The following is a 24,201-nucleotide window of genomic DNA, read 5'->3' on the forward strand; positions in this document are numbered from 1 at the left end:
CTATGGGCCGGCCGCAGGCGAAGCAGAATCACCAGCGGGCGATGGCAGTTCCGCCACCAGCGCCACATTGGTAAAGCCTCCGGTGTTCAGGGCGCCCATCACTTCCATGACTCGCCCGTACTGGATCGTCCGATCGCCGCGCACAAAGATTCTGATATTCGGATTCTCGCCGCGCACGCCACGGATCGTCTCGCCAAGGGTCGCCAGTTCCACCGGGGTTTCGCCGAAGAAAACGGCGCCATCCCGGTCCACCGTGATCACGGCCGGATCATCCTGTGCTTCCTGTTCGAGCTGCCGGGCCTCGGTCCGGGGCAGATCCACCTCGACGCCGACCGTCAACAACGGCGCCGTGACCATGAAAACGATCAGCAGCACCAGCATGACATCGACGAACGGCGTGACGTTGATCTCGGCCATGGGACGATAGGCCCGCCCCGCCCTTCGGCCGCGCCCGTTGCTTGGGTATCGCGTGCCACTATTCGGCGTCATGGCCATTGATCATGTCCGCTCGTTAATGTGGCGCGACAGGATCGCCCCGAATTCGCCGGCAAAGTTTTCCAGACGTTCGGCGTATTTGGCGAGATCGTTGGAAAACTTGTTATAGGCCGCGGTGGCCGGGATAGCCGCGAACAGGCCGAGCGCCGTAGCGAACAGTGCTTCGGCGATCCCCGGCGCCACAACCGCGAGGCTGGTATTCGCCGACGCCGCGATCGAGGTGAACGAGTTCATGATGCCCCAGACCGTGCCGAACAGGCCGATGAACGGCGCGGTCGACCCGACCGACGCCAGAAACGTCATCCCGCGCTCGGTCTCACCCATTTCGCGCGAGAGCGTCAGCCCCATGCTGCGCTCCAGCCGCGAATCGAACCCGGCCCTGAGATGGCCGTGGCCGTCGCCTGGCGTTTCGGTCGAATATTGCCACTCGCGCATGCCGGCGCCGAAGACTGCCGCCATCGGTTCCTGCGGCTCCCGGCCTGCGCGGTCATAGAGATCTTCCAGCGATCCGCCTGACCAGAACGACTCCTCGAAATCGTCGGCGGCGGCACGAAGGCGGCGGATCTTGCGGGCCTTGTCGAAGATGATCGCCCAGCACCAGACCGACGCGACGATCAACAGCAGCATAACGATCTTTACAACGATGTCCGCCTGAAGGAACAGCCCCCAGAGCGACAGATCATGGGCGGCCTGGCCGGCCAGCTGCGCAGTGCTCAATTCGTCCATCGAAAACCCACCATCCCCGAATCTACCGTTCCAGTAACCAACAGTTATCCCTGCCCGTTACGCCGACGCCGTCGCGCGGAACGCTGGCGGCAATCGTACAGCCCGTCCGCGCTGGTCGACACATGCTAGTTGCACACAGACTGTGACTAATGTCGGGCGAAAACATCGATCGGTATCGGATTCGGCCCGCTCATCGCCGGAATCGCTGTCTTCGACGGCGATGATGCTCTGGTTCACGGTCAATGTGGCCCCGGACACCCGACCCAGCCGCGTTTCGACATCCAGCAGGTCGTCGAGCCGGGCCGGACGGTGGAACTCCATCTCGGCACGCCGCACAACAAAGGCGATCCCCGATTCGTCCAGTACCCGGCTTTGCCAGCGGCCCAGAGCCCGCAGCCATTCGGTCCGCGCCCGCTCGGTGAACTTCAGATAATTGGCGTGGTAGACGATTCCCGATGCATCGGTGTCTTCCCAATAGATGCGGACTCGGTGGACATGTGCGGGGGCGGGCGACAGGCGCCCGTCATCCACGGCGTCGGTCATGCTATGGCTCCGTTTGCTTGTCGCTATCGGTCGCCGGGCCGCCGTCAGAGGCCGCAAAATCGAAACGCGCCTGCGGCGCCGGTCCGGCCGCTGGCGCGTCCAGCCCCAGATAAACGAATCCGGACCGGGTCAGCGCCCGTCCCCGCGGCGTTCGCTGGAGCAGCCCCTGCTGGAGGAGATACGGCTCGATCACGTCTTCCAGAACATCACGTTCTTCCGACAGGGCGGCAGCAAGCGTATCGACGCCGACGGGACCGCCGCCATAGATCCGGGCGATGATCGACAGATAGCGCCGGTCCATGGCGTCCAGGCCGTTCTCGTCCACATCCAGACGCTTCAGCGACAGGTCGGCTATGGCGCGGTCGACGCGGGACTGACCCTCGACAGCAGCGAAATCGCGCACGCGGCGCAGCAGCCGCGAGGCGACGCGGGGCGTTCCGCGCGACCGGCGGGCGATCTCGGCGGCGCCGTCGACCGTCATGTCGCAATTCAGCAGCTTGGCTGCCCGGCTGACGATCAGTCCCAGTTCAACGGCGGTATAGAACTCCAGACGCAGCGGAATGCCGAATCGCTCCCGCAGCGGCGTGGTCAGCAGGCCCGAGCGCGTCGTCGCGCCGACCAGGGTAAAGGGCGGCAGATCGATGCGGACGCTGCGGGCGGCCGGCCCCTCGCCAATGACGAGGTCGAGCTGGAAATCCTCCATCGCCGGATAGAGAATTTCCTCGACCACCGGGGTGAGACGGTGGATTTCGTCGATGAACAGCACGTCGCGCGGCTGCAGGTTGGTCAGGATTGCCGCCAGGTCGCCGGCCTTCTGGATGACCGGTCCCGATGTCGCGCGAAATCCGACGCCCAGTTCCCGGCTGACGATGTTCGACAGCGTCGTCTTGCCCAGCCCCGGCGGCCCGTGCAGCAGTACATGGTCCAGCGCCTCGCCCCGGGCCACGGCCGCATCGATGAAAACCTTGAGATTGGCACGCGTCTGCTGCTGTCCGATGAAGCTGTCGAGCCGGTCGGGTCTGAGCGCCGTTTCCTGCCGATCGCCGGTGGCGAAGTCCGCTGACACCAGCCGGCTTTCGTCCTCGCCGCCCCCGAATTCGGTACCATGGGTTGGGTCAATCGTGCTCACCGCGCCAACTCCTTCAGCGCCCGCGGAATCAGCCGCGCAAGCGACGTTCCGGTACCGAGGTCGCCCATCGCCGTCCGGACGGCCGCAAAAGCATCACTGCGACCGTAGCCCAGATTGACCAGAGCCGAAACCGCGTCTTCGACCAGCGTATCGCCGGTGGCGCCGGCTGGCGCATCCGATCTGTCACCCATCGGCGCCGCAGCCGCGATGCCGGCAGCGGCGCCGGCCTTGCCGGGCACGCCGATCGAGCCAGTCTTGTCCTTTAATTCCGACAGGATCCGCCCGGCGAGCTTCGGCCCGACGCCGTCGGCGCGGGTCAGCGCGGCCTTGTCCTGCGCCATGATGGCATTGGCGACATCGTCGGGTGCCAGGACGCTCAGGATCGCCAGCGCCACGCGGCTTCCCACGCCCTGAACCGTTGTAAGCAACCGGAACCAGTCCCGCTCCCGCGCCTCGGCAAATCCGAACAGATGGATGTGATCCTCGCGGACCTGGGTTTCCACGATCACGGTCACCGGCGCCCCCGGCTCGCCCAACCGCGAAAGCGTGCGCCCGGAGCAGAACACGAGGTAACCGACGCCGCCGACATCGATGACGGCGCTGTCCGTACCGGCCATGTCGAGAATGCCGCGCAGTTTGGCAATCACGAGGGAACGCCGGCGATGCGCCGATTTGTCTGACTGTGATGGGCATGGCAGATCGCCACGGCCAGCGCGTCGGCACTATCTGCGTTTTTTGGCGTAGTGCCGGGCAGCAACATGCGCACCATAAGCTGTACCTGCTCCTTCTGGGCGTGACCGGCCCCGACGACCGATTTCTTGACGTGGTTCGCGCTGTATTCACCGACTGGCAGGCCGCGCCGGGCGGGAACCAGCAGTACCACGCCCCGCGCCATGCCCAGTTTCAGGGTGGAAGTCGGGTTCTTGTTGACGAAGGTCTCCTCGATCGCGGCTTCAGCCGGATCGAACTGCTGAAGTACCGTCATCAGCCCGTCATGCAACTGGTTGAGCCGATCCGAAAGCGCGGCGGCGGCGTCGGTCGTGACGACGCCGTCCGCGACATGGCGCAGACGGGAGCCGGCCACGTCGATCACGCCCCAGCCTGTCGTCCGCAGTCCGGGGTCCAGCCCGATGATCCGCATTGCGCCCTCTTCCGAGCAGTCCCGGCAATCGTATCGGCAATCGGGCCCGATTCAGGCCGACAGAGCAGCCATGACGTCTTCGGTAATTTCCAGGTTCGACGAGACGCGCTGAACGTCATCGTTGTCTTCGAGTGTGTCGATCAGCTTCATCAGCGTCCGGGCCGTGTCCTCGTCCACCTGAATGGTGTTGTTCGGCTTCCAGCTCAGCCCCGCCCATTTCGGCACCCCGAACCGGGCCTCCAGCGCATCGCGCACCTCGGAGAAGTCTTCCGCGACACAGGTCACGCTATAGTCGTCGCCGGCGGTTTCGACATTCTCGGCGCCCGCTTCCAGCGCCGCCTCGAACATGGCGTCGGAATCGATCCCCTCTGCCGGAAAGATCAGTTCGCCGACCTGATTGAACGTGAAGGCGACCGAATTGGTCTCGCCCAGGCTGCCGCCGTGCTTGGCGAAGGCCGCGCGGACCTCGGCGGCCGTCCGGTTCTTGTTGTCGGTCAGGCCTTCGACGATGATCGCCACGCCCTGCGGCCCATAGCCTTCGTAGCGGACTTCCTCGTAGTTTGCGCCGTCGCCGGCGCCGCTGGCCTTCTTGATCGCCCGCTCGATGTTGTCCTTGGGCATGTTGTCGCCCTTGGCCGCCTGAATGGCCGCCCGCAGTCGCGGATTCTTCTCCGGCTCCGGGCTACCGGCCCGAACGGAGGTTTCGATCTCGCGGATATGCTTGGTGAATATCTTGGCGCGCTTTGCGTCCTGCGCGCCTTTCCGATGCATGATGTTCTTGAACTGAGAATGGCCCGCCATGGTCGCCCGGTCCCGAATTGCTGATACTCGATCGATTGATAGCCGCACATCCTTTGGGCAATCACCGCCCGCCGGTCAAGGCCCGTAATGTGCCCGGCGCCCCTTGTCCGCTGATCTTACGCGTTTATCTAGCATACCTTTCGGCCGACTTCGCAGTCTGTCTGCTATGGCCACGGACCGTCCGGAATGCCTATGGTCTCTGCCGGGTGGCGCAATGGCCCCCGAAGCGCAACAACAACGAGGCCGCCAGCACCGATGCCCACTGCCAACGCCTTCTGGACCACCGGGCCCCGACAGGGGGAAATCCGTGAGACGACGCTTCCGGCACCGACGGCGGCGGATGTCGTAATGCGCACTCTTTATAGCGGCATCAGCCGCGGCACGGAAAGTCTCGTCTTTACCGGAGGGGTGCCGGAAAGCCAATGGCAGACCATGCGCGCCCCGCTGCAGGAGGGAACCTTCCCTTTTCCGGTCAAATACGGCTATATCGCCGTCGGAACGGTCGAAAGCGGGCCCGCGGTCCTGGAGGGCAAATCAGCCTTCTGCCTTCACCCCCATCAGGACAGGTTTGTCGCGCCCGCCGCCATGGTCCACCCCCTGCCCGACGGTGTACCGCCGGAGCGGGCGGTGCTGGCCGCGAATGCCGAGACGGCGGTCAACATTCTTTGGGATTCCGGCATCGGTATCGGCGATCGGGTGGCTGTGATCGGGGCCGGCGTAGTCGGCTGTCTCGTCGCCTGGCTGGCCGCGCGAATTCCCGGCGTGACGGTCGATCTGATTGACCCTGACACGACCAAAGCGGCGGCGGCCAGCGCGCTGGGGCTGACGCTCGTCCCGCCCGGCGCGGCTGCTGCTGAGCCGAGCCGCGATGCCGTCATCCATACCAGCGCCAACCCCGACGGGCTGCGCCAGGCGCTGTCCCTTGCCGATACCGAGGCCACCATCGTCGAGGCCAGCTGGTACGGCACCACCGAACCGGCCATGCCGCTGGGTGAGGATTTTCACGCCCGGCGGCTGACCGTTCGCTCAAGCCAGGTTGGCCGCATCCCGGCCCAACGGCAGCCGCGATGGGACTTCAGCCGCCGTATGGCCTGTGCGCTGGGGCTACTGACCGATCCGGCACTCGACGCCCTGATCACCGGCGAAAGCCGTTTCGGCGACCTGCCGGCGACGATGGCGAAGCTGACCGACCGACCGGCCGGAACGCTTATGCACCGCATCCGTTACGACCATAACGCGACCTGACCACCCCGATCTGAAAGGACATCACGATGTATTCCGTAGGCGTCAGAGATCACTTCATGATCGCCCACAGCTTTCGCGGCGAGACATTCGGGCCGGCGCAAAACCTGCACGGCGCCACCTATGTTGTCGATGTGGAGTTCCGGCGCTCCTCGCTGGACAACGACAATGTGGTCACCGATATCGGGGCCGCGACCGGCCTCCTCAAGGAAGTTCTCGCCGATTTCAACTACAAGAACCTGGACGATCTCGACGACTTCAAGGGCATCAACACGACCACCGAATTCATGGCGCGAACGATCTTCGACCGCCTGTCGCACCGAGTTGCCGGCGGCGCCCTGGGCGACAGCGGCAAGGGGCTGCGGGCGATCAAGGTGACCCTGAACGAAAGTCATGCCGCCTGGGCATCCTTCGAAGGCGGCATCAATGCGGGCAAGGACGCCCACCAGTGACCCTGCCTGAGAACCTGAGCGGGCACGCCTTTCCCGTTCATTTCGTCCATCCGGGCAGCCTCGATACGCGGACCGGCGGGTATATCTACGATCGCCGCGTGGTCGATGGCCTGCGCGGGCGGGGTCGCGATGTGCGCACGATCAGACTGGCAGAGTCGTTCCCGCATCCCGCACCGGCAGAGCTGGCCGAGGCCGCGCAGGCCATGGCTGAGATCCCCGATGGCGCGGTTACCATCGTTGACGGGCTGGCATTTGGTGCCATGCCCGATATTGCCATGAACGAGGCCGGGCGCCTGTCGCTCGTGGCACTCGTTCATCATCCGCTTTGCGACGAAACCGGCACAGACCCCGTTGCTGCCGACGCGCTTTACCGCTCCGAGCGCCGTGCACTGCTTGCTGCGCGCCACATCGTCTGCACAAGCCCGGCAACCGCCGCCCGGCTCGCCGATTTCGATGTCGAGGCTTCGCGTATTTCGGTCGTTGAACCCGGTGTCGATCAAGCCGACCCCGCCCCCGCCGACCGGCCGGACGGCGTCTTCCGGCTGATGACCGTCGGCACGCTCATCCGGCGCAAAGGCTATGACGTTCTGATCGACGCCCTGGCCCGGCTCAAAGATCTGCCGTGGCAGCTTAGCATTGTCGGTTCGCCGGATCGCGACCCCGGGACGGCAGCCATGATCCGCGCGAAACTGGCCGGGTCCGGTTTGGCCGGTCGCGTCCGGCTGGCGGGAGAACTGGACACCGCCGGCCTGGAAGCCGTCTGGGCCGAATGCGACCTGTTCGTGTTCGCCTCTCACTACGAGGGGTATGGCATGGTAATCGCCGAGGCCGTGGCACGCGGCCTGCCCATCGTATCGACACGGGCAGGCGCGGTTGCCGACACTGCACCCGCCGAGGCATCAATGCTGGTTCCGGTCGGCGATGCGCAAGCGCTTGCCGACGCGATCGGACTTGTGCTGTCCGACGACGCCGTCTATCGACGTCTGCGCGCCGGCGCTCTGGGGGCCCGCGAAGGGTTGCGCGGCTGGGACGAGGTCGCATCAGAGATGATAACCGTCACTGATCGGGCCGCCGCCGCACCGGCACCTCGGGATGATGTCTCGAAGTTGGGAGGAGCAGGACGATGACCGGGCCGGAGACGGGGACTGGGACTGAGACGGGGACGGGTGCCGAAGGATTCGACGCCGAATGGCTGGCCCTGCGTGAACCGGTCGACCACGCATCGCGCTCGGAAGCGGCACTCGACGCCTTGCTGGGATGGCGCGACGATCGCGGGCCGATCACCGTTCGCGATCTGGGATCCGGGACCGGATCCAATCTGCGATTTCTGGCGCCCGCGCTGGGCGGCGATCAGACCTGGCTGCTGGTCGACAATGATCCCGTCTTGCTAGGCGCCGCGACGGAGCGGCTTTCTGATTGGGCCGCCCGCAACGATGTCCGCGCCAAAATACAGGGAGACGGTCTGGTGCTCTCGGGCAAGACCTGGCGCGCGGAGATCACCACCAGCGTATGCGATCTGAACCGCTCCCCCACCGGCCCCGACATCGCCGCCACCGGCGGCCGGGCACCGGACCTGATAACGGGGGCCGCGCTGCTCGACCTCGTCTCGCTCGATTGGCTGCGGTCGTTCACCGATCGCGTTCGCCAGATGAGGGCGGCTGTACATTTCACGCTCAGCTATGACGGCGTGATGACCTTCGATCCCGACGACCCTGCCGACAGCCTGATCCTGAACGGATTCAACACCGACCAGAGCCGCGACAAGGGGCTTGGCCGCGCCATCGGTCCGCAGGGCGCCGAAACATTGGCGGGGTTGCTGGACCGCGCCGGATACGAAGTGACGACGGGCAACAGCCCCTGGCGCCTCGGCCCCGGCAATGGCGCCCTTGGCCTTGAGCTGGTGACGGGCGTCACCAACGCCGCCGCCGACGCGATGCCGGGCCACCGCGACCGCCTGACCGGCTGGCTCGACATCTGGCGCCGTCGCCTGCAGACGCCCGAAGACATAGCCAGCTGGGGTATCACCATCGGCCATCTGGACCTCACCGCCCTGCCCTAAGGGGTGCCGGCGCTCCGAACCCGCATGCTTGCCTGTCGGACATCGACCGCCAGAACTTGCAAACGCTTTTCCTGTATGCATTTTTAGTGCATTTTTCTTAAATTTATGCGATTTTTGTCTATCAAAGTGGCAATTCGGGCCTTACGCATACCGCAGGGTAAAAAATAATGCCATCATTGGACAGCTACCTCACCGCCCCGTTCAAACAGAAAAACTACATCGAAACAATGTTTCCGCAGGACCATGATTCGCGGACGGGCATCTGTTTTGGACTCTGCGGCGAATGGATGGCCCGGCACAAGTCGCACAAGGGTGAGTCGGCACAGGATCGGATCGATTATGTTGGCAGTTGGTCGACGATCATGCATGCCAATATCAAGCAAAGGCTGTATGAGGCCGAGAATTGGCACATGGCGCAGACTGTTGGCTTCCCTTACGTCATGGACAAAAAATGGCTGCCGCAGTCAGAAGTCAAGACAATCGCTCTTAATGAAAATAATATGCGCATCACAAAGAGTAAAATGAAACGAATGGATGCAGACAACGCAAGAAGTGTAAGTCAAGCTGTAAGCTTTATTAAAACCGCATCCAACTCAAGCCATCAATACACAATGATCGGGTTTACGTTGGTCGGCGGCGGCGCCCATGCGACATGTGGATACAAATCCGGCGGTAAGGTTCTGGGCGTCGGTTCGCATTTTTACTACTTCGAACCCAACTTTGGTGAATTCAAAGTCAGTACCGGCAACATGGAAAACCTCTTCAAAGCCCTGATCGCCGCCTACCGATCGCGGAAAAATGCAGAAGGCGAAATCGTCGACCGCAAGATCAAGAGCTTTTTCGTCCAGATCATCGACTTCATCTAGAACTCTGCCCCCTGCCGTCGGCCTCCCTGAGATCGAGATCGAACAGAACATCCGCGCCCTGGCGATAAATGGCGGCGGGTGCGCGGATCGCGCCGTCCAGCCGATCGATCGGCGGCAGAACCAGTCCAGGCCGGCCCGAACCGATGATCATCGGCGCCACGCACACATGGATACGGTCAAGACAGCCGGCGGCCAGAAATGCCGACACCAGCCGTCCGCCGCCCTCCACGAACAGCCGTGACAGCCCCCGTGCTGCCAGGTGGTCGATCACGGCTGCCGGATGAAATCCGCCAGAAACGGTCATCGCAGCCTCGCTCATGCGGCATACGGTCGCCCGCCCCAGGCGCGGGTCTCCGGCCGAACCCTGGCCCGAAATCTCACCGCGATGCCGTGGCACGTCAGGACCCGTCAGCACGATCGCCGTCCCCCCTGCGCCGGTCACTGCAGCAGCCGTCGATGGCACGCGGCCACGCGGATCGAGGATCACCCGCACCGGGTCGGGACCGTCGACGAGACGGGTCGTCAACCGCGCGTCGTCGGTGACCACCGTTTCGGCCCCTACGATGACGGCATCGGACAAGGCCCGAAGCCGGTGCAGGTGAACGATGTTCTCCGGCCCGTTGATATAGTGGGAATGCCCGGATTCAGTGGCGATCCGGCCGTCGAGGCTCATTCCCATCTGCGCGATGACGTGGATGCCGCCTGGCTCGCGGTCGGACCCGGCGCCGCCCAGCACGATCGGCAGGAACATGTCTTTCAGCGCCGACGCCTCTGACGGCGTGGGCTGCCGGGACGTGCGCCCATCGAAGGCCGCGATGCATTCCGCCCGATCGCATCCCTCGCGGCGACGCCTGTCGGCCTCAAGAAGCGCACTCCATACGGCGGAGATTTTCGTGACATCCGGCATAGTCCGCATTTTCCACTCTGGACTTTGAACCATTACGCATCATTTCGCGTAATGCACTGTAACGAGAGTGTCACGGAAGCCCGTTCGAACGACGGCCTTCCGGGCTCAGACTAATCTGCCGCCTGCCTATTGCAAAGCGGCTCGCCAGTCCGGCCCCGATGGGAGGCCCCGTTTCGATGGGGACAAAGCCGGCAGACCGGAGAAGAGATGAATACAATGTGGCATCAGTCCAGCTTGTCCGCCAATCTGTCCGATAATGCGTCTTTTGCCAACGAGGAAGATAGTGTCATCCGCGCCGACCGGGCGGCTACGGATCTTCGCCGGGGCCGCCCGGTCGTGCTCTGGGGCAATACAGACGCGTATATCATCGCATCGGTCGAAAACGGCGATGATGATGCCGCAGCAACCGTCGCCAGTCTGGCCGGCAACGAAGCCAGGCTGGTCGTCACGGCAGAACGGGCGCAGACGCTGGGATTTGTCAACGGCAGCGCCCGCTCTCAGGCGCTGAGGGTACCATTCGGCAAACTAACTGCCACAGATTGGTCGCAACGGGTGGCATGCGCACCGCTACGGCCGTCGGAAGCGCGCGACATGCTGGCGGGCGCGGCTGCACGCCCGGCTCCGGCCGATGTGGTTCAGGCGATCGATCTGGCCAAAGCCTGCCATTTGGTCCCGGCGCTCATCGTTGCCCCGATCGCGGCCGGTCAGGTGCCCGCGGTCGAGCGGCTGCTGGCGTCGGGGCGTTTGTTGGGTGTCGGATGCGGCGACATCGAAAGCCTGCCGCTGAACAATGCGCTGACATTGAAGAAGGTCAGCGAAGCGCGGGTGCCGCTCGTGGAATCGACAGACACGCGCTTCATCGTGTTTCGGGGCGCCGACGGCGTTACCGAACAAGTCGCCATTCAGATTGGCACGCCGGATGGCAAGACGGCGCCTATGGTCCGGTTACATTCAGCTTGCCTGACGGGCGATCTTTTCGGATCCCTGCGCTGCGATTGCGGCGAACAACTGCGCGGCGCCGTGCAGACGATTGCCGACAACGGCTGGGGCCTCATCCTCTATCTTGCGCAGGAGGGCCGAGGCATCGGCCTCGCCAACAAGATGCGCACTTATGATCTGCAGGATCACGGTCTGGACACGATCGACAGCGACAGTCTGCTCGGGTTCGGGGCTGACGAACGGCGATACGAGATCGCAGTGGCGATGCTGCGGGCGCTGGACATCGACCGGATCCGGGTGATGACCAATAATCCCGAAAAAATCGCCCATCTGACGGACGGTGGCATCGAAGTCGTCGACCGGGTCGCACTCCAGTCGACGGTCAACGAGCACAATTACCGCTATCTGAATGCCAAGATGACGCGGGCCGGCCATATGCTGGACGATTCCGCCTTCTGACCTTTTCCCCTATTCTTGCCCCGACCCTTGAGCCCGCCGCCGACTTATCGCGCTGCCCTTGCCGCCCGCCGCGAAGTGACAAGGGCTGCGGCCAGGGCGGCGAAGGCCAGCACGGCCGAGACGAGCATGTTATAGCCTGCCATCGAAATGCCGAACAGTGTCCAGGCCGGCCGGTCACACCGCACAACCGGTGTATCGAACAGTTGCTGGCGCAGATCTTCCGCCGCCATTCCTGACTGGAGCGCCGGACCGGTCGCGCCGCAAGAGGCGAGGCCCGGCCACCAGCCCTGCTCGACCCCGACATGATATCCACCGAGCCCGGCGCCGACAGTGAACGTGATGCCGACAGCCGTCAGCAGGAACGTCCGTACCAGCGCGCCCTGATCGCGGCCCGGTATGATGATCGTCGCCAGCAGCATCGCTATCGCCACCCAGTATGGCCAGCGCTGCCACAGGCAAAGCGGGCACGGCAGCAGTCCGCCCCAGCGCTCCGACGCCATGGCCGTCCCCAGCACGACAATGCTTGCCGCCAGCAACAACTGCGGCGCGAAGCGGAAATAGAAAGTCACGAGAAACGAAGAACCCGGCGACATGGCATCAACCCATGAATTGCAGCGAAGCAAAGCCCCCGATCAACAGCACACAGCCGACGAGGAAGACGAGGCCCAGACGGCGCTCGATGAACGACCGGATGGGCGGACCGAAATACCAGATCAAAGCGGCGACGACAAAGAATCGCAGGCCGCGCGACAGGACGCTGGCGACCATGAAAACCAATGGGTTGAGCTCGGTTGCGCCGCTTGCCAGTGTAATGACCTTATAGGGAAATGGCGTGACACCGAAGATGAAGACGATCCAGCCGCCCCACTCGTTATAGTTGAGGCGAAAAGCTTCGAACTGTTCGATATAGCCGTAGAATTCGAGGATCTGCCGCGCGATGGCTTCGAACAGAAAATAGCCGAGGCCGTATCCGGCAATTCCGCCGGCGACGGAAGCAATCGTGCACAGGGCGGCAAGCTTCCACGCCTTCTCGCGCGCCGCCATGATCATCGGGATCAGCATCGCGTCGGGCGGTATCGGAAAGACGGAACTTTCCACGAAGGCGATCAACATCAACGCCGTCACGGCATGCCGGTGGGCGGCCAGGTCCATCGTGAAATTATAGAGCGATCGAATCACGGCGCTGCGAGGTCCGGGTGATTGACGGGCGGGTTGGATTGTCGGGCAATGAACTGTCGACCCGCGATGTGCGAACCGGTCGCGTCGACGGCGGCCCATGCCGCTCCGGTCCCAGCCACGGGCGGTCGTATCAGCATTTCATCCGGGCGGCAACGAAACGCGAGTGATATGTCGATGGAGGCGGGTCGCATGTGACACGGAATTGCTTTGGTGCTATTTAGAGGTACTTTTTTACAATGGCGCAACAGGCCCGATCAGCCCCGCGAGACGAGGTACGATGACACACCGGCATACATCGGATTGGCTATCAGTCACGAGGACGCGCGGAATGACCGCGCGGATGCGCGGGATGAAGAGATTGCCTTGCGGTTCGGCCGCGTCGGCGCTGCTGTTGGCGTCCGTCGGTGTCGCAATCGCAACGGGCGACGCCTTTGGTTTTTCCTTTGACGACGTCGACAGCGAAGACGCCCAGGCGATCGAAACCTTCCTGGAAACCGCGACGACCGACAGCGAAAACCGTTTGCCGTCCGGCCGGGGCACCATGATGGTCGTGGAAACGCGGACGGATCCGGCCATATGCCGGGACTTCGTCGTCAACCTCAGCGACAGCGGCCAGAAAGCTGCCAGCGGATGCCGAACCGGATCCGGCACCTGGGCGCTTACCGATGACGATAACACCCTGAACGGCGCACCGCTAATGGCGCCCCGGCCGGCATCGCGACCCGACGTCGCGACCGACGCACCCGTGCCGGCGCGGCTGGCCGGGGTGCCCACAATCGATATTCCTCAAATCGCATTGGCACCGCTCGCGCCGATAGGCGAACTGGATGATGGGCCGGCGGCGGTCGACACCGCACCCGCCAGCGGCGACGCAACATCCGACCAGGAACAGGTTGCGCCGGTTGGTTTCGCCGGCCTGGTTCCCTTGCAGCGGCCCGACAGCGTCGGCACCGACGGCAACGGAGCCGAAAGCAACAGAACCGCGAGCGAATCGTCCCCGATCCCGGATCGGGTCGCCGGCTTCCCGACGCCGGCATCGCGGCCGGCCGCACCTGAGCGGACAGCCACCTTTGCCGCCGAGGCAGCGGCGACCGGGGCTGACGACGATGATAATGCCAATGATACCGCAATCGAATCTCAACGGGCCCCCGATCGACCGACCTTCACCGAAGCAAACACCGAACCGGCCGAACCCAGGCCGGTGCCGGACCGGCTGAGCGGCTTTCCGCAGCCGCAACCGAAACCACCAAGTTGAGGACGTCCGGAACCGCTATCGCCTATCCCCCGGGGGCTTACCCGGTCCCACGTGGCGGTTGTCCAGGAATTCGATCACGAAATGCCGGAATATCATGACGTAAAGGGCCAGCAGCACGACGCCGCTAATTGCGGCGAGTGCGGCGACCACGGGGTCGCCAAAGGCCGCCGGCAGGAACATCAGCACCCAGCTCGCCAATGCCGGGGCCAGTAGCAGCCCGGCCATGAAGCTCAGCCATTGGCCGCGTCCGATCATGAAGGGTGCGGCAAAGTATCCTGCAACGCGCACGAACGCGACGATCAGATAGCTGGCGACCATACCCGCCGACGCGATGGACCAGGGTTGGCCGGCGAAGACCACGACCTCCTGGGCAACGAACGCGAACCCGACTGCCAGCGACGCCGCGACGAGAATGCGCGGCGGGCGGCAATTGGCCGAGGCTGAGGGTTTTCCGTCTCTATCGTCCATGGCCCATTCCTCTTCTCTTGCCGTCCTTGCCGATCTGCCCGCCCCCGATCTCCCCGACCTTGTCGATCCGCGAGATGCGAGCGACCAAGGGGTCCCGGCCGGAAATCGGCGCGAGAAAAGTTTTGGTGTGGCGGAATCGGGTCTATATTGACGGCTATGGCTACAACATTCTTCATATTGGGCATCATCACCGCGCTAGCGGTGCTGGTCTGCCTTGGGGTCGGTCTGGTCGGCATGGCGCGTGGCGGCGATTTCAACCGGCGGTACGGCAACAAACTGATGCAGGCGCGGGTCGCCCTTCAAGGGCTGGCGCTGGTTTTCTTCGCAATAGCCATCATGGCATAATTTTCACGCGACGCGGAACTGGAACCGAGATGGTACAACTGACCCGGATCTACACACGCGGCGGCGACGCCGGCAAGACATCGCTCGGCGACGGCAGCCGGGTTCCCAAGACATGCCCACGCGTCGAGTCCTATGGCACCGTGGACGAACTGAACGCGATCATCGGCACGGTCCGCCTGTACACCGCCGATAACGCCGAGGCTGACGCCATCCTTTCGCGCATTCAGAACGATCTTTTCGACCTCGGGGCGGATCTGTGCACCCCCGAACAGGAAGAACCGAAATATCCTCCCCTGCGCATCGCAGAGACGCAAGTCACGCGACTCGAACGCGAAATCGACGATATGAATGCCCAACTCCAGCCGCTCAAGAGTTTCGTCCTCCCGGGCGGGGCGCCGGCAGCCGCTCATCTTCACCTCGCCCGGACCGTCGCCCGCCGGGCGGAACGCGCGATGGTCGCTCTGGCGGTCGATGAACCCGTCTCCGACGCCGCGATGAAATATATAAACCGGCTGTCTGATCATCATTTCGTGATGTCACGCTGGCTCAACATCGACCATGGCGGCGACGTCCTGTGGGTACCTGGGCAACATCGCTGAATGCCAAAAGCGGAGTCGTGATGAATCGCCGGGCAGATTGACACCTTTCTGCACAATCACTACCGTCGTCACCATTATGCTGCACTGCAGCGCGAACGCGGCGCCTCGGCACCCGCCCATCGGGTTCTGGTGCCGCGGGCGATGTTCAAAGGTTGGATGGAAATTGATATGATCGACAAAATCGGCGTAATCGGCGCGGGACAAATGGGAAGCGGCATTGCCCAGGTCGGCGCTGCGCATGGCCATGACGTCGTGTTCCTGGATATCAGCCAAGAACGGGTCGACGCCGGGATCGCAATGATCAGCACCCAGACCGAAAAGCTCGTGTCCAAAGGTCGGATGACAGCTGATGAGCGCGATGCCCTGCTCGGCCGGATCAAGGGGACCGTGGACTATGCGGATTTCGCCGACAGCGATCTCGTAATCGAGGCGGCAACCGAAAATGAGGAAATCAAGCGCACGATCTTCAAGACGCTCGTCCCCCACCTGAAGCCCGATGCGATCATCGCAACCAATACCTCATCGATTTCGATCACCCGGCTGGCGGCAACGACCGACCGACCCGAACAGTTCATCGGCATGCATTTCATGAATCCGGTTCCGGTCATGAAGCTCGTCGAAATCATTCGCGGAATCGCCACGAGCGACGCCACCTATCAGGTCATCAACAGGCTTTCCGGCGATCTCGGAAAAACGACGGCAGTGGCAGAGGATTTCCCGGCATTCATCGTCAATCGTATTCTGCTGCCGATGATCAATGAGGCCGTCTACACCCTGTATGAGGGGGTCGGATCGGTCGAGGGAATCGACACGGCCATGAAGCTGGGCGCCAATCACCCCATGGGGCCGCTGGAACTCGCCGACTTCATCGGACTGGATACCTGCCTGTCGATCATGAACGTTCTTTATGACGGTTTGGCTGACAGCAAGTACCGTCCTTGCCCGCTACTCGTGAAATATGTCGAAGCCGGCTGGCTGGGCCGGAAGGCTGGACGCGGCTTTTACGACTATTCCGGCGACACCCCGGTCCCCACGCGATAGGGGGCCTGATTGGGGCTATGGACGTTCACTTCTCCTGGCCCCGAAAAACATGACATCGAATCCACGGCCCGTTAATCCGACGGAGCCATCACAAAAATGGGGCGCCCCACCGAAGGGCGCCCCAGACTTTTTACGCCGTGGCGCAGCAGCTTTGCTCAGTGAGTTGCCGTCTCGCCTTCCAGCGAGCGGACGAAGTCAATCAACCGTTTGCGCACCGACGGATTCTCGATCCGATAAAACGCCCGGACCAGCTCAAGCGTTTCGCGCTTGTCCATGGCATTTTCCGGTGCTTCGGCGCCGACGACAGCGCTGCCCACGGCCGGAGCCGCACTCAACGGATCGACATCTTCGAAGAAAAATGACACCGGGACATCCAGGGCGCGGCTAATGTCATAGAGCTTGCTGGCACTGATCCGGTTGGCCGCACGTTCATATTTCTGAACTTGCTGAAAGGTCAATCCGATCGCCTCGCCCAGCTTTTCCTGGCTCATACCCATCAGCATCCGGCGCTGACGGATACGCCGACCAACATGCGAGTCGACCGGATGCGGCCCACGCTTAGATGATTCGGGCGAAATCGTGTTAGATTCTTTCGCTGCACTCATCACAGCCAAGCTATCGGTAGCAACCACGGCATATCTCCAATCTGGAACTTCCTACGGTAGAGCGTCCTACCGTCTCATTGTGCCTGTGAGTGTACACCTACAGCCTATAGGGGTCCACCTATTTTTTTTCCTATTTCACTCGCCCCCGGCTACCATCGTTCCATTCTCCGGAACCGAGGCCGGACCTGGGCGAGGACTCGCCACGGTCGACCCCGAAATCCCCTGCACTGGCTATATCGATAGCGGAACTACGTCCTGCTGATCGCTTATTCCTTTTGGATGAGTCGCCCTCTCCCTGCTCAAGTCCGCGTATCAGCCAATCCAACGTCTTGCCGGAAATCTTCGATATCCTATCCAGCTCTCCGATGGATGGTTCCTCTACCCCATCTTCCAAATCGGCATACCTCGATCGGTCAATTCCCATGGCAGCGCTGAACTGGGCCGGGGTTTTATAGGGTGAAGTCAGCCGGGCAAGCGATAGGCGAACGACGAAAGACTGATCGTTGGCAGTGTCTGCGTTCCTGCCGCCGACACTGGACATGCGGTTGCCTGCGCTCCGCGAGGTCGGGCGGCGTCCCCCTTCCCAGAAAACGCTCCAGTCGACGTCGAAATACTCGCCCAGCGCCTGGCACACTTCGTATGACAGCCGTTTAGGCGTACCGCGGTTCACAAACTGGTGAAGATAGGCGTGATTTCTGCCCACCGCCCGCGAAACGGCGGCCAGATTGGTGCCATGTCGCTCAACCAGATCGATCAAGCGAAGGCGAGTCGGATCCGAAGGATCGAAATTATCGGCCATGGCAAAGTCTCCTCGTTCACCTCAGGATACTCTTTTTGCCGCGGCGGGGAAAGCCGAACAATCGGCGCGGGTCGGGTTTTTCCTATTCTTATGACGCCTATCTATCCGCAACCATGGCATTGTCGGAAAGATATGCAATTTATGCGTGTTTTCGTTATCTCATTTCTCGTCAAAAGTTTAGGTGCAATACTGGTTCCCGGCTCAGGTGCTGGGCCGCAAAATCGAACCCAGTGGAGACTAATTATGAGCGAAAAACTCCCCCTGCTTTTCATCCCCGGTCTTTCCTGCAATCGCGGACTGTGGGAAAATCAACTCAACTACTTTGACGATTGCGCCGAAACTTGGGTTGCGCCATTGCCAGAATTTGATGACTTGGGACGCATTGCCGAAGCCATACTGGCCGAGGCGCCTGCTCAGTTCGCGGCTGTCGGACTCTCCATGGGTGGGTACATCTGCTTTGAAATGTATAAGCGGGCGCCCGAACGTTTCCTGAAAATGGCGCTGATGTCGACGTCGGTAAGCGCCGACGATCCCGCACTTGCAAGGCGCCGACGGCTCATGGTGCGCCGCGCCCGCTCACATGGGATTCTGAAGACCTGGCGCGAAGCCATGGAGCGCATGGTTCATCCCGAGCGGGCTCAGGACACGCAATTTCTGGACAAGCTGGTTCGGAAAACGTTCGAAGTCGGCGCCGAGGCGTTTTGCAAACACCAGATCGCCATGGCCGGACGGCCGGATTATTCGTCGGTTGCGGCATCGGTTACCTGCCCGACGACCATTCTGGCAGGCGAAGGCGACGTGGCCACACCGGTGGCGTGCCATCGGGAAATAGCCAACCTCATTCCCCACGCGTCCTTCAACGTCATCCCGAATGCCGGCCATCTGCCGCCGCTCGAAGCTCCCGATCTGGTGAACATGCATCTCGAGAACTGGCTTTTCGAACACCGGTTCGCAATTGCCGCGGAATAGCAGCCAATGGCCGATCGACCTCGCACGCGCCGGACTTCATTTCGGAAGCCGGCGCCCGGGATCCAGTGTGCTGGCCCATGAACCACACGTCAGACAACGCCGGGTGGGGATACGTCTCGCACAGATCTGTTCGGCCTCTGCCACCCCATCAGGGGCGCGAGTTGCTCGCAAGCGTCCGGCCGGCAAATACGGACCGATGAATGGCCCTTTTTGTGGCAACCAGGGTAGGCGTCGCAGGGCCGCCGGAGGATTGCCAGACGAGATCAGTTGACGATGACATGTTCGATATATGCGGCTCCGAACAGCATCGTCACCCGTTCCTCCTCGTCCGCCAACGGCGCAACGGTCGACCAGAGGTGACACTTCTGTCCCGTGGGATTGGTGAAGAACACCGAGGAACCGATCGGACGGCCCTTTATCAGGGCACTGCGGAACAGGGCGAACAATTCGCCCTGCAGTCCGTAAGTGCCAAAGGCCTTCAGATTGTCGGCCGCTTTCTGCCGCAACGAGCGCCCAACCAGCATGCGGCCGTTCTGTTCCTCGATCCGGCTACCGACATACTCATAGACAAAATCCTCACCGTCATCGGCAACCCTGATCAGCGCCAGATGAGGCCTGAGGATCCCGGTTTCACCGATCTTGATGTCCGACAGCTGAGGGTAGCCATCCGGCCGCGCCATCTTGTGCCAATAGGCAGAAAACTGCGACTCGATCTCCCGCCATTCGGAAGGACGGGTTTCGGTCCCATGCCGCAGGAAATTGATCTGGGCGCCGAAATACTCCAGCCCCGTGTCGAGAACGCCGTCGGCGGGCTGACGCCCGTCCTGGGCTTGATTGGCCGCCATTCCCTCGCCGAGTTCGCAGCGGAACCTGTTCTCCGTCAGTTGCCGGGTCAGTTCGCTGAACAGTTCATCGCCGATGCCCCGCTCCCAGAGCAAATGCCCGAACAACGACACGTCGGCATGACAGGGCACCGAGTCCGATTGTGAAAGCCCGACGAAATTCCGGAACGAAGCCCGGTCGCCGACCTCCAGCTCAAAATCATGAGCCCGAAGCTGGAACCATTCCTTAAGCAGCAGGGATTTGAACATCACCAGGGGTTGATGCCCGAACTGGCCCACACTCTCGGCCTTCAGCCAGCGCAGAAACTTGTCGAACCGCGCCCACTCGATCGCGTCATCGATGCGCGCAAGCTGTCCGCGCATGCCGCCGACCGGATGGGTCGCCGGTGTCGACCAGACGCCGGTCTTTGAGGATGTGGCCATACTACCCCTCACTTGCTGGCCGGCGGCGGTCCTGGGGTGGTATTCCATCCCGACGCCAGCATAACTCATGCTCACCTACACGCGCACTGCGCAAAGCCGCAGCGACGCTTCAATCATGAAGTATAATAGGGAAGGTTGCAACTTTAAGCAAGTTACTTTCTGCCTATGCACTGCAGAGTAGCGTGGGGCCGGATTCTCCGGATTCTGCCGAATGGCGGGATTTGCGTGGTTGATATCCCCGATAAGGCTGTCAGCTTTCCATGACGCGGCGCAGCATGTCCACCACTTCCGAGTCATCCCAGGCCAGATCGCCTTCGACCGTCGCGATTCGGCGCCCCTGGCGGTCGATCAGGATCGATGTCGGGAAGCCGCGCGCCTGAAACGCGCGTGGGCCATTGGCGTCGGAATCCAGATAGATCGGGAGGTTGCGAAGATCCTGCGCCTCGAAGAACGGCACGACAGCTTCTGAGCCCTCCCGGTCGATCGACAGCGCGACGACCTGGAAATCATCGCCACCAAGCTCGGCCTGCAAGGAGTCCAGCGCGGGCATTTCGTCCACACAGGGCGGGCACCAGGTCGCCCAAAGGTTGACGAGTATGACCTTGCCCTCGAAAGTCGACAGGCTCAAGCTTCGGCCGTCGACGTCGGCGAACGTGAAATCGGGGACAGCCTGTGGCGATTCGTGAATGGAGAAGCCCGGATAATCAATTGCACCCGCGAAACGTGTATCATCACCCGATTCCGGCAGCCCCCAGACCGCGAGCGCCATTGCCGCCACACAAATCCCGGCCATTGCGACGCTGGCCCCTATGATCGAACTGCGGTGCACGCTAAACCTCCTGTTACCGTCCGTCGCGGATCGCCCCTAACCTTCGAAACGGGCAAGACCGAGACAGGCCCACTGACACATTTGCCAATATAGTGATCCCAGACATGACGAACGAAACTGTTTCCGACACCGCCCCGACCGTCAACAGCCTGTGGGGTGGACGCTTTGCCTCAGGGCCTGACGCCGTCATGGAACGTATCAACGCCTCGATCGATTTCGACAAACGGCTCGCGGCCCAGGACATCGCCGGATCAATGGCCCATGCCCGCATGCTCTCGGCGCAGGGCATCATCGAGCAGGCGGACGCCGACGCCATCGTCGACGGCCTGGAGCGGATCGGACTTGCAATTGCCGAAGGGCGGTTCGATTTCAGCCGCTCGCTGGAAGATATTCACATGAATGTCGAAAGCGCCCTCGCCGCCGATATCGGCGCGGCCGCCGGGCGGCTCCATACGGCCCGGTCGCGGAACGATCAGGTGGCAACGGATTTCAGGCTCTGGGTGCGCGACGCGATCGACCGGCTCGATCACGGCCTCAAGGAGCTTCAGGCAGCACTGATCGGCCAGGCAGAACGCCATGCCGATACGATCATGCCGGGCTTCACCCATCTGCAGTCGGCCCAGCCCGTTACCTTCGGTCATCATATGATGGCCTATGTGGAAATGATCGGCCGGGATCGTAGCCGTGCGGTCGATTGCCGCAAACGGCTCAACGAATGCCCGCTGGGGGCCGCCGCGCTGGCCGGAACGCCGTTTCCGATCGATCGCGGCATGACGGCGGCGGCGCTCGGCTTCGACGGCCCGACGCGCAACTCACTCGACAGCGTCTCGGATCGGGATTTCGCGATCGAGTACCTGAATACCGTGTCCATCACGGCCATGCATCTTTCGCGGCTGGCCGAGGAACTGGTGATCTGGACCAGTGACGCCTTTCGCTTCGTCCGGCTTTCCGACGGCTATACGACCGGTTCGTCCATCATGCCGCAAAAGCGCAACCCCGACGCCGCAGAGTTGTCACGCGCCAAGGCGGGCCGGATCTTCGGCCATCTCATCGGTTTGCTGACGGTAATGAAAGGATTGCCGCTCGCATATCAGAAGGACATGCAGGAAGACAAGGAACCGGTCTTCGATGCCGACGACAGCATCGGCCTGATGGTGGCGGCCATGACCGGCATGATCGGCGACCTCACCGCCAACCCCGAGGCGATGCGCCAGGCGGTGTCCGCCGGCTTTCCGACAGCGACCGATCTTGCCGACTGGCTGGTGCGTGTCGCGGGACTGCCGTTTCGCGAGGCACATCACGTCACCGGCCGCGTGGTCAGGCTGGCCGAAGAGACGGGAGCGAAGCTGGAGGATGTTCCGTTGGCCGCCATGAGGGATATCGACGACCGCATAACCGAGGATGTCTACGCCGTATTGACGGTCGACGCCTCCGTCGCCAGCCGGACGAGCCTGGGCGGCACGGCGCCGGTCCGGGTCCGCGAAGCCGTCGCCGACGCACGGGAGCGCTATCTATGAACGGCAATATCCGTATGCAATCCGGGCCGGCGTCACGCACCATCCGGCCCGGCTCCATGGCGCTGGCCTTGCTGATCGCCCTCTCGGTCGCGACCGGCGTCGCTGCATGCGGCAAACGCCCGGGCGACGTGCTGCCGCCGGAAAGCGTTCAGGACAACGACCCGTTTCCCCGGAGTTACCCAGGTTCATGACGTTCTTTTCCTATCGCGGCGGGATACTGCACGCCGAAGATGTGCCGCTCGACAGGATCGCGGCGGCGGTCGGGACACCGGCCTACGTCTATTCACGCCAGGCCCTGATTGCCAATTACCGGAACTATGCAGACGCATTGGACCGCCTGTCAGTGCGCATATGCTATGCCCTCAAGGCCAACGATGCCCTGGCAGTGATCGGAACACTGGCGGCCGAAGGCGCTGGCGCCGATGTTGTTTCGGCCGGTGAGCTGCGGCGGGCCATGGCCGCCGGAATATCGCCATCGGCAATCATTTTCTCCGGCGTCGGCAAGAGCCGGGACGACATACGGCTGGCGCTGGAGGTCGGCATCGGCCAGATCAACGTCGAGAGCATTCCCGAACTGCACGCGATCGCGAACGTCGCGGCCAAACTTGGCAAGCGCGCACCGATCGCCATCAGGGTGAACCCGGACGTGGACGCCGGGACCCACGACAAGATCACCACCGGTCGCAAAGAGAACAAATTCGGCATCGATATCGACCGCGCGCCGTCGGTCTTTGCCGACGCGGCCGCATTCGACCATGTCGATCCGATCGGCGTCGCTGTCCATATCGGCAGCCAGCTTACCAGCCTCGCCCCCTTCGAAGCCGCCTACGGCCGGGTGGCCGAGCTCGTACGCACCCTGCGGAACGACGGCATCCCGCTCACGTCGATCGACCTGGGTGGCGGCATGGGCATCGACTACCAGGGCGAAGCCATCCCCGAAATGCGAGACTATGCCGCACTGATCGAACGAACGGTTGGCGGGCTGGGCTGTCATCTGACGATCGAACCGGGCCGGTCGATCGCCGGCCCGGCCGGTGTGCTGCTGGCAACCACGCTCTATATCAAGGAGGGCGATAGCCGTCGATTCGCCATTCTTGACGCCGGTATGAACGATCTCATCCGCCCGGCCCTGTACGAAGCCTGGCACGACATCCAGCCGATCCGCGAGCCGGATGGCGATGCGCCCGACCGTGACCAGACCTATGATGTCGTCGGCCCGATCTGCGAATCCGGCGATACATTTGCCCGGCACCGACGGCTCGGGCCGCTCGCGTCCGGCGATCTCGTCGCTTTTCGCCACGCCGGGGCCTATGGCGCCGTCATGGCATCCCGCTACAACGCGCGGCCGGGGGCCGTCGAAGTGCTGGTCGACGGATCGGAATTCGCCATCGTCAGAAAACGGCCAACATTCGAACAGACAATCGAAAACGAGACCATGCCGCCCTGGATGACACCCCCCCGGCAAATGGAAGACGTCTGACCGGCGTCGGAGACGGATGACCAAACCGCCCAGCCCCCAGTCAACCCGGCCCCAGTCGCCCCGGCCCCCGTCCTCCAGCGGCCGGGGTTCG

29 protein-coding genes are annotated in these 24,201 nt (G+C 62.8%); 14 read left to right on the forward strand and 15 right to left on the reverse strand.

Going from position 1 to position 24,201, the window contains the following annotated elements; genetic code table 11:
* From tolR to ABZ728_RS05915, 7 genes are read right to left on the reverse strand one after another with little or no spacing between them, the layout of a single operon-like run.
* Nucleotides 1-489, reverse strand: a complete 489-nt coding sequence (gene tolR, locus ABZ728_RS05885) for a protein TolR (RefSeq protein WP_366655018.1) — start codon at nucleotides 487-489, stop codon at nucleotides 1-3.
* 9 nt (nucleotides 490-498) lie between these two features.
* Nucleotides 499-1,221, reverse strand: a complete 723-nt coding sequence (tolQ, locus tag ABZ728_RS05890) for a protein TolQ (RefSeq protein ID WP_366655019.1) — start codon at nucleotides 1,219-1,221, stop codon at nucleotides 499-501.
* Nucleotides 1,222-1,278: 57 nt separating this feature from the next.
* Nucleotides 1,279-1,764, reverse strand: a complete 486-nt coding sequence (locus ABZ728_RS05895; RefSeq protein WP_366655020.1) for a YbgC/FadM family acyl-CoA thioesterase — start codon at nucleotides 1,762-1,764, stop codon at nucleotides 1,279-1,281.
* A 1-nt stretch (nucleotide 1,765) separates the two neighbouring features.
* Nucleotides 1,766-2,884, reverse strand: coding sequence for a Holliday junction branch migration DNA helicase RuvB (gene ruvB / locus ABZ728_RS05900; protein ID WP_366655102.1), 1,119 nt, complete (start codon nucleotides 2,882-2,884; stop codon nucleotides 1,766-1,768).
* A gap of 5 nt (nucleotides 2,885-2,889) precedes the next feature.
* Complete coding sequence (gene ruvA, locus ABZ728_RS05905) at nucleotides 2,890-3,540, reverse strand: Holliday junction branch migration protein RuvA (protein ID WP_366655022.1); 651 nt, start codon at nucleotides 3,538-3,540, stop codon at nucleotides 2,890-2,892.
* Nucleotides 3,537-4,034, reverse strand: coding sequence for a crossover junction endodeoxyribonuclease RuvC (gene ruvC / locus ABZ728_RS05910; RefSeq protein WP_366655024.1), 498 nt, complete (start codon nucleotides 4,032-4,034; stop codon nucleotides 3,537-3,539). Before ruvC ends, ruvA begins: the two co-directional genes overlap by 4 nt.
* 51 nt (nucleotides 4,035-4,085) lie before the next feature.
* On the reverse strand, nucleotides 4,086-4,835 hold the full coding sequence (locus ABZ728_RS05915) for a YebC/PmpR family DNA-binding transcriptional regulator (protein WP_366655025.1): 750 nt from the start codon (nucleotides 4,833-4,835) through the stop codon (nucleotides 4,086-4,088).
* A gap of 255 nt (nucleotides 4,836-5,090) precedes the next feature.
* On the opposite strand from ABZ728_RS05915, the gene ABZ728_RS05920 reads away from it, so the two are divergent.
* The 5 genes from ABZ728_RS05920 (at nucleotide 5,091) to ABZ728_RS05940 (ending at nucleotide 9,454) form a co-directional block, all read left to right on the forward strand.
* Complete coding sequence (locus ABZ728_RS05920; RefSeq protein WP_366655027.1) at nucleotides 5,091-6,080, forward strand: zinc-binding alcohol dehydrogenase; 990 nt, start codon at nucleotides 5,091-5,093, stop codon at nucleotides 6,078-6,080.
* A gap of 26 nt (nucleotides 6,081-6,106) precedes the next feature.
* Complete coding sequence (locus ABZ728_RS05925) at nucleotides 6,107-6,529, forward strand: 6-carboxytetrahydropterin synthase (protein WP_366655028.1); 423 nt, start codon at nucleotides 6,107-6,109, stop codon at nucleotides 6,527-6,529.
* Nucleotides 6,526-7,656, forward strand: coding sequence for a glycosyltransferase family 4 protein (locus ABZ728_RS05930; RefSeq protein ID WP_366655029.1), 1,131 nt, complete (start codon nucleotides 6,526-6,528; stop codon nucleotides 7,654-7,656). Before ABZ728_RS05925 ends, ABZ728_RS05930 begins: the two co-directional genes overlap by 4 nt.
* On the forward strand, nucleotides 7,653-8,588 hold the full coding sequence (locus tag ABZ728_RS05935; RefSeq protein ID WP_366655031.1) for a class I SAM-dependent methyltransferase: 936 nt from the start codon (nucleotides 7,653-7,655) through the stop codon (nucleotides 8,586-8,588). Before ABZ728_RS05930 ends, ABZ728_RS05935 begins: the two co-directional genes overlap by 4 nt.
* Before the next feature lie 167 nt (nucleotides 8,589-8,755).
* Nucleotides 8,756-9,454, forward strand: a complete 699-nt coding sequence (locus tag ABZ728_RS05940; protein WP_366655032.1) for a YopT-type cysteine protease domain-containing protein — start codon at nucleotides 8,756-8,758, stop codon at nucleotides 9,452-9,454.
* On the opposite strand, the gene ABZ728_RS05945 is transcribed toward ABZ728_RS05940, so the two are convergent.
* On the reverse strand, nucleotides 9,447-10,361 hold the full coding sequence (locus ABZ728_RS05945) for a RibD family protein (RefSeq protein ID WP_366655034.1): 915 nt from the start codon (nucleotides 10,359-10,361) through the stop codon (nucleotides 9,447-9,449). The two genes, ABZ728_RS05940 and ABZ728_RS05945, sit on opposite strands and share 8 nt — an antisense overlap.
* Before the next feature lie 207 nt (nucleotides 10,362-10,568).
* On the opposite strand from ABZ728_RS05945, the gene ribA reads away from it, so the two are divergent.
* Nucleotides 10,569-11,759 (forward strand): GTP cyclohydrolase II RibA, encoded by a 1,191-nt coding sequence (gene ribA / locus ABZ728_RS05950; protein ID WP_366655035.1) that lies wholly within the window; start codon nucleotides 10,569-10,571, stop codon nucleotides 11,757-11,759.
* 44 nt (nucleotides 11,760-11,803) lie between these two features.
* Here the strand turns inward: ribA and ABZ728_RS05955 are convergent, their stop codons facing one another.
* Together ABZ728_RS05955 and ABZ728_RS05960 are read right to left on the reverse strand one after the other, a co-directional pair.
* Nucleotides 11,804-12,352 carry a disulfide bond formation protein B gene (locus tag ABZ728_RS05955; RefSeq protein ID WP_366655037.1) on the reverse strand — a complete coding sequence of 183 codons (549 nt, stop codon included), beginning with the start codon at nucleotides 12,350-12,352 and terminating at the stop codon, nucleotides 11,804-11,806.
* A gap of 4 nt (nucleotides 12,353-12,356) precedes the next feature.
* Nucleotides 12,357-12,938: a YqaA family protein gene (locus ABZ728_RS05960; protein ID WP_366655039.1), complete on the reverse strand. Its 582-nt coding sequence runs from the start codon at nucleotides 12,936-12,938 to the stop codon at nucleotides 12,357-12,359.
* A gap of 349 nt (nucleotides 12,939-13,287) precedes the next feature.
* Here ABZ728_RS05960 and ABZ728_RS05965 point away from each other — a divergent pair, with 349 nt between their 5' ends.
* A complete protein-coding gene (locus tag ABZ728_RS05965; protein WP_366655040.1) occupies nucleotides 13,288-14,193 on the forward strand; it encodes a hypothetical protein in 906 nt (301 codons plus the stop codon).
* Nucleotides 14,194-14,208: 15 nt separating this feature from the next.
* Here the strand turns inward: ABZ728_RS05965 and ABZ728_RS05970 are convergent, their stop codons facing one another.
* The gene (locus ABZ728_RS05970) at nucleotides 14,209-14,661 is read right to left on the reverse strand and encodes a hypothetical protein (protein WP_366655042.1); all 453 of its coding nucleotides are present in this window, start codon (nucleotides 14,659-14,661) and stop codon (nucleotides 14,209-14,211) included.
* A 156-nt stretch (nucleotides 14,662-14,817) separates the two neighbouring features.
* On the opposite strand from ABZ728_RS05970, the gene ABZ728_RS05975 reads away from it, so the two are divergent.
* The 3 genes from ABZ728_RS05975 to ABZ728_RS05985 all read left to right on the forward strand — a co-directional run bounded on the left by ABZ728_RS05975 (nucleotide 14,818) and on the right by ABZ728_RS05985 (nucleotide 16,646).
* Complete coding sequence (locus ABZ728_RS05975) at nucleotides 14,818-15,006, forward strand: twin transmembrane helix small protein (RefSeq protein WP_366655103.1); 189 nt, start codon at nucleotides 14,818-14,820, stop codon at nucleotides 15,004-15,006.
* A gap of 29 nt (nucleotides 15,007-15,035) precedes the next feature.
* Entirely contained in the window at nucleotides 15,036-15,605 is a 570-nt protein-coding gene (locus ABZ728_RS05980; protein WP_366655043.1) for a cob(I)yrinic acid a,c-diamide adenosyltransferase, read from the forward strand.
* A gap of 162 nt (nucleotides 15,606-15,767) precedes the next feature.
* Nucleotides 15,768-16,646 carry a 3-hydroxybutyryl-CoA dehydrogenase gene (locus tag ABZ728_RS05985; protein WP_366655105.1) on the forward strand — a complete coding sequence of 293 codons (879 nt, stop codon included), beginning with the start codon at nucleotides 15,768-15,770 and terminating at the stop codon, nucleotides 16,644-16,646.
* A gap of 155 nt (nucleotides 16,647-16,801) precedes the next feature.
* Here ABZ728_RS05985 and ABZ728_RS05990 read toward each other — a convergent pair whose 3' ends face one another.
* Together ABZ728_RS05990 and ABZ728_RS05995 are read right to left on the reverse strand one after the other, a co-directional pair.
* Entirely contained in the window at nucleotides 16,802-17,251 is a 450-nt protein-coding gene (locus tag ABZ728_RS05990) for a helix-turn-helix domain-containing protein (protein WP_366655106.1), read from the reverse strand.
* A 130-nt stretch (nucleotides 17,252-17,381) separates the two neighbouring features.
* Nucleotides 17,382-18,050, reverse strand: a complete 669-nt coding sequence (locus ABZ728_RS05995; protein ID WP_366655044.1) for a helix-turn-helix transcriptional regulator — start codon at nucleotides 18,048-18,050, stop codon at nucleotides 17,382-17,384.
* A 141-nt stretch (nucleotides 18,051-18,191) separates the two neighbouring features.
* Here ABZ728_RS05995 and ABZ728_RS06000 point away from each other — a divergent pair, with 141 nt between their 5' ends.
* Entirely contained in the window at nucleotides 18,192-19,019 is an 828-nt protein-coding gene (locus ABZ728_RS06000) for an alpha/beta hydrolase (protein WP_366655045.1), read from the forward strand.
* Between the two features lie 263 nt (nucleotides 19,020-19,282).
* Here the strand turns inward: ABZ728_RS06000 and ABZ728_RS06005 are convergent, their stop codons facing one another.
* Together ABZ728_RS06005 and ABZ728_RS06010 are read right to left on the reverse strand one after the other, a co-directional pair.
* A complete protein-coding gene (locus ABZ728_RS06005) occupies nucleotides 19,283-20,284 on the reverse strand; it encodes a transposase (RefSeq protein ID WP_366655047.1) in 1,002 nt (333 codons plus the stop codon).
* Between the two features lie 250 nt (nucleotides 20,285-20,534).
* Nucleotides 20,535-21,113 (reverse strand): TlpA disulfide reductase family protein, encoded by a 579-nt coding sequence (locus ABZ728_RS06010; protein ID WP_366655048.1) that lies wholly within the window; start codon nucleotides 21,111-21,113, stop codon nucleotides 20,535-20,537.
* A 104-nt stretch (nucleotides 21,114-21,217) separates the two neighbouring features.
* On the opposite strand from ABZ728_RS06010, the gene argH reads away from it, so the two are divergent.
* Genes argH through lysA form a run of 3 tightly spaced genes read left to right on the forward strand, consistent with a single transcriptional unit; the run spans nucleotide 21,218 to nucleotide 24,110 of the window.
* A complete protein-coding gene (gene argH, locus ABZ728_RS06015) occupies nucleotides 21,218-22,630 on the forward strand; it encodes an argininosuccinate lyase (RefSeq protein WP_366655050.1) in 1,413 nt (470 codons plus the stop codon).
* Nucleotides 22,627-22,821, forward strand: a complete 195-nt coding sequence (locus ABZ728_RS06020; protein ID WP_366655052.1) for a hypothetical protein — start codon at nucleotides 22,627-22,629, stop codon at nucleotides 22,819-22,821. The genes argH and ABZ728_RS06020 overlap by 4 nt, the downstream gene beginning before the upstream one ends.
* Complete coding sequence (lysA, locus tag ABZ728_RS06025; RefSeq protein WP_366655053.1) at nucleotides 22,818-24,110, forward strand: diaminopimelate decarboxylase; 1,293 nt, start codon at nucleotides 22,818-22,820, stop codon at nucleotides 24,108-24,110. The genes ABZ728_RS06020 and lysA overlap by 4 nt, the downstream gene beginning before the upstream one ends.
* Nucleotides 24,111-24,201: the final 91 nt, after the last annotated feature.

Origin of the sequence: Fodinicurvata sp. EGI_FJ10296, from assembly GCF_040712075.1 — a bacterium.
In the GTDB taxonomy this organism is placed as follows: domain Bacteria; phylum Pseudomonadota; class Alphaproteobacteria; order DSM-16000; family Inquilinaceae; genus JBFCVL01.

Coding starts and splice junctions, on each gene's coding strand:
- tolR (WP_366655018.1), bottom strand. CDS start 489: ATGACGCCGAATAGTGGCACGCGATACCCAAGCAACGGGCGCGGCCGA.
- tolQ (WP_366655019.1), bottom strand. CDS start 1,221: ATGGACGAATTGAGCACTGCGCAGCTGGCCGGCCAGGCCGCCCATGAT.
- ABZ728_RS05895 (WP_366655020.1), bottom strand. CDS start 1,764: ATGACCGACGCCGTGGATGACGGGCGCCTGTCGCCCGCCCCCGCACAT.
- ruvC (WP_366655024.1), bottom strand. CDS start 4,034: ATGCGGATCATCGGGCTGGACCCCGGACTGCGGACGACAGGCTGGGGC.
- ABZ728_RS05915 (WP_366655025.1), bottom strand. CDS start 4,835: ATGGCGGGCCATTCTCAGTTCAAGAACATCATGCATCGGAAAGGCGCG.
- ABZ728_RS05920 (WP_366655027.1), top strand. CDS start 5,091: ATGCCCACTGCCAACGCCTTCTGGACCACCGGGCCCCGACAGGGGGAA.
- ABZ728_RS05925 (WP_366655028.1), top strand. CDS start 6,107: ATGTATTCCGTAGGCGTCAGAGATCACTTCATGATCGCCCACAGCTTT.
- ABZ728_RS05935 (WP_366655031.1), top strand. CDS start 7,653: ATGACCGGGCCGGAGACGGGGACTGGGACTGAGACGGGGACGGGTGCC.
- ABZ728_RS05940 (WP_366655032.1), top strand. CDS start 8,756: ATGCCATCATTGGACAGCTACCTCACCGCCCCGTTCAAACAGAAAAAC.
- ABZ728_RS05945 (WP_366655034.1), bottom strand. CDS start 10,361: ATGCCGGATGTCACGAAAATCTCCGCCGTATGGAGTGCGCTTCTTGAG.
- ribA (WP_366655035.1), top strand. CDS start 10,569: ATGAATACAATGTGGCATCAGTCCAGCTTGTCCGCCAATCTGTCCGAT.
- ABZ728_RS05955 (WP_366655037.1), bottom strand. CDS start 12,352: ATGTCGCCGGGTTCTTCGTTTCTCGTGACTTTCTATTTCCGCTTCGCG.
- ABZ728_RS05965 (WP_366655040.1), top strand. CDS start 13,288: ATGAAGAGATTGCCTTGCGGTTCGGCCGCGTCGGCGCTGCTGTTGGCG.
- ABZ728_RS05970 (WP_366655042.1), bottom strand. CDS start 14,661: ATGGACGATAGAGACGGAAAACCCTCAGCCTCGGCCAATTGCCGCCCG.
- ABZ728_RS05975 (WP_366655103.1), top strand. CDS start 14,818: ATGGCTACAACATTCTTCATATTGGGCATCATCACCGCGCTAGCGGTG.
- ABZ728_RS05980 (WP_366655043.1), top strand. CDS start 15,036: ATGGTACAACTGACCCGGATCTACACACGCGGCGGCGACGCCGGCAAG.
- ABZ728_RS05990 (WP_366655106.1), bottom strand. CDS start 17,251: ATGAGTGCAGCGAAAGAATCTAACACGATTTCGCCCGAATCATCTAAG.
- ABZ728_RS05995 (WP_366655044.1), bottom strand. CDS start 18,050: ATGGCCGATAATTTCGATCCTTCGGATCCGACTCGCCTTCGCTTGATC.
- ABZ728_RS06000 (WP_366655045.1), top strand. CDS start 18,192: ATGCGTGTTTTCGTTATCTCATTTCTCGTCAAAAGTTTAGGTGCAATA.
- ABZ728_RS06005 (WP_366655047.1), bottom strand. CDS start 20,284: ATGGCCACATCCTCAAAGACCGGCGTCTGGTCGACACCGGCGACCCAT.
- argH (WP_366655050.1), top strand. CDS start 21,218: ATGACGAACGAAACTGTTTCCGACACCGCCCCGACCGTCAACAGCCTG.
- ABZ728_RS06020 (WP_366655052.1), top strand. CDS start 22,627: ATGAACGGCAATATCCGTATGCAATCCGGGCCGGCGTCACGCACCATC.
- lysA (WP_366655053.1), top strand. CDS start 22,818: ATGACGTTCTTTTCCTATCGCGGCGGGATACTGCACGCCGAAGATGTG.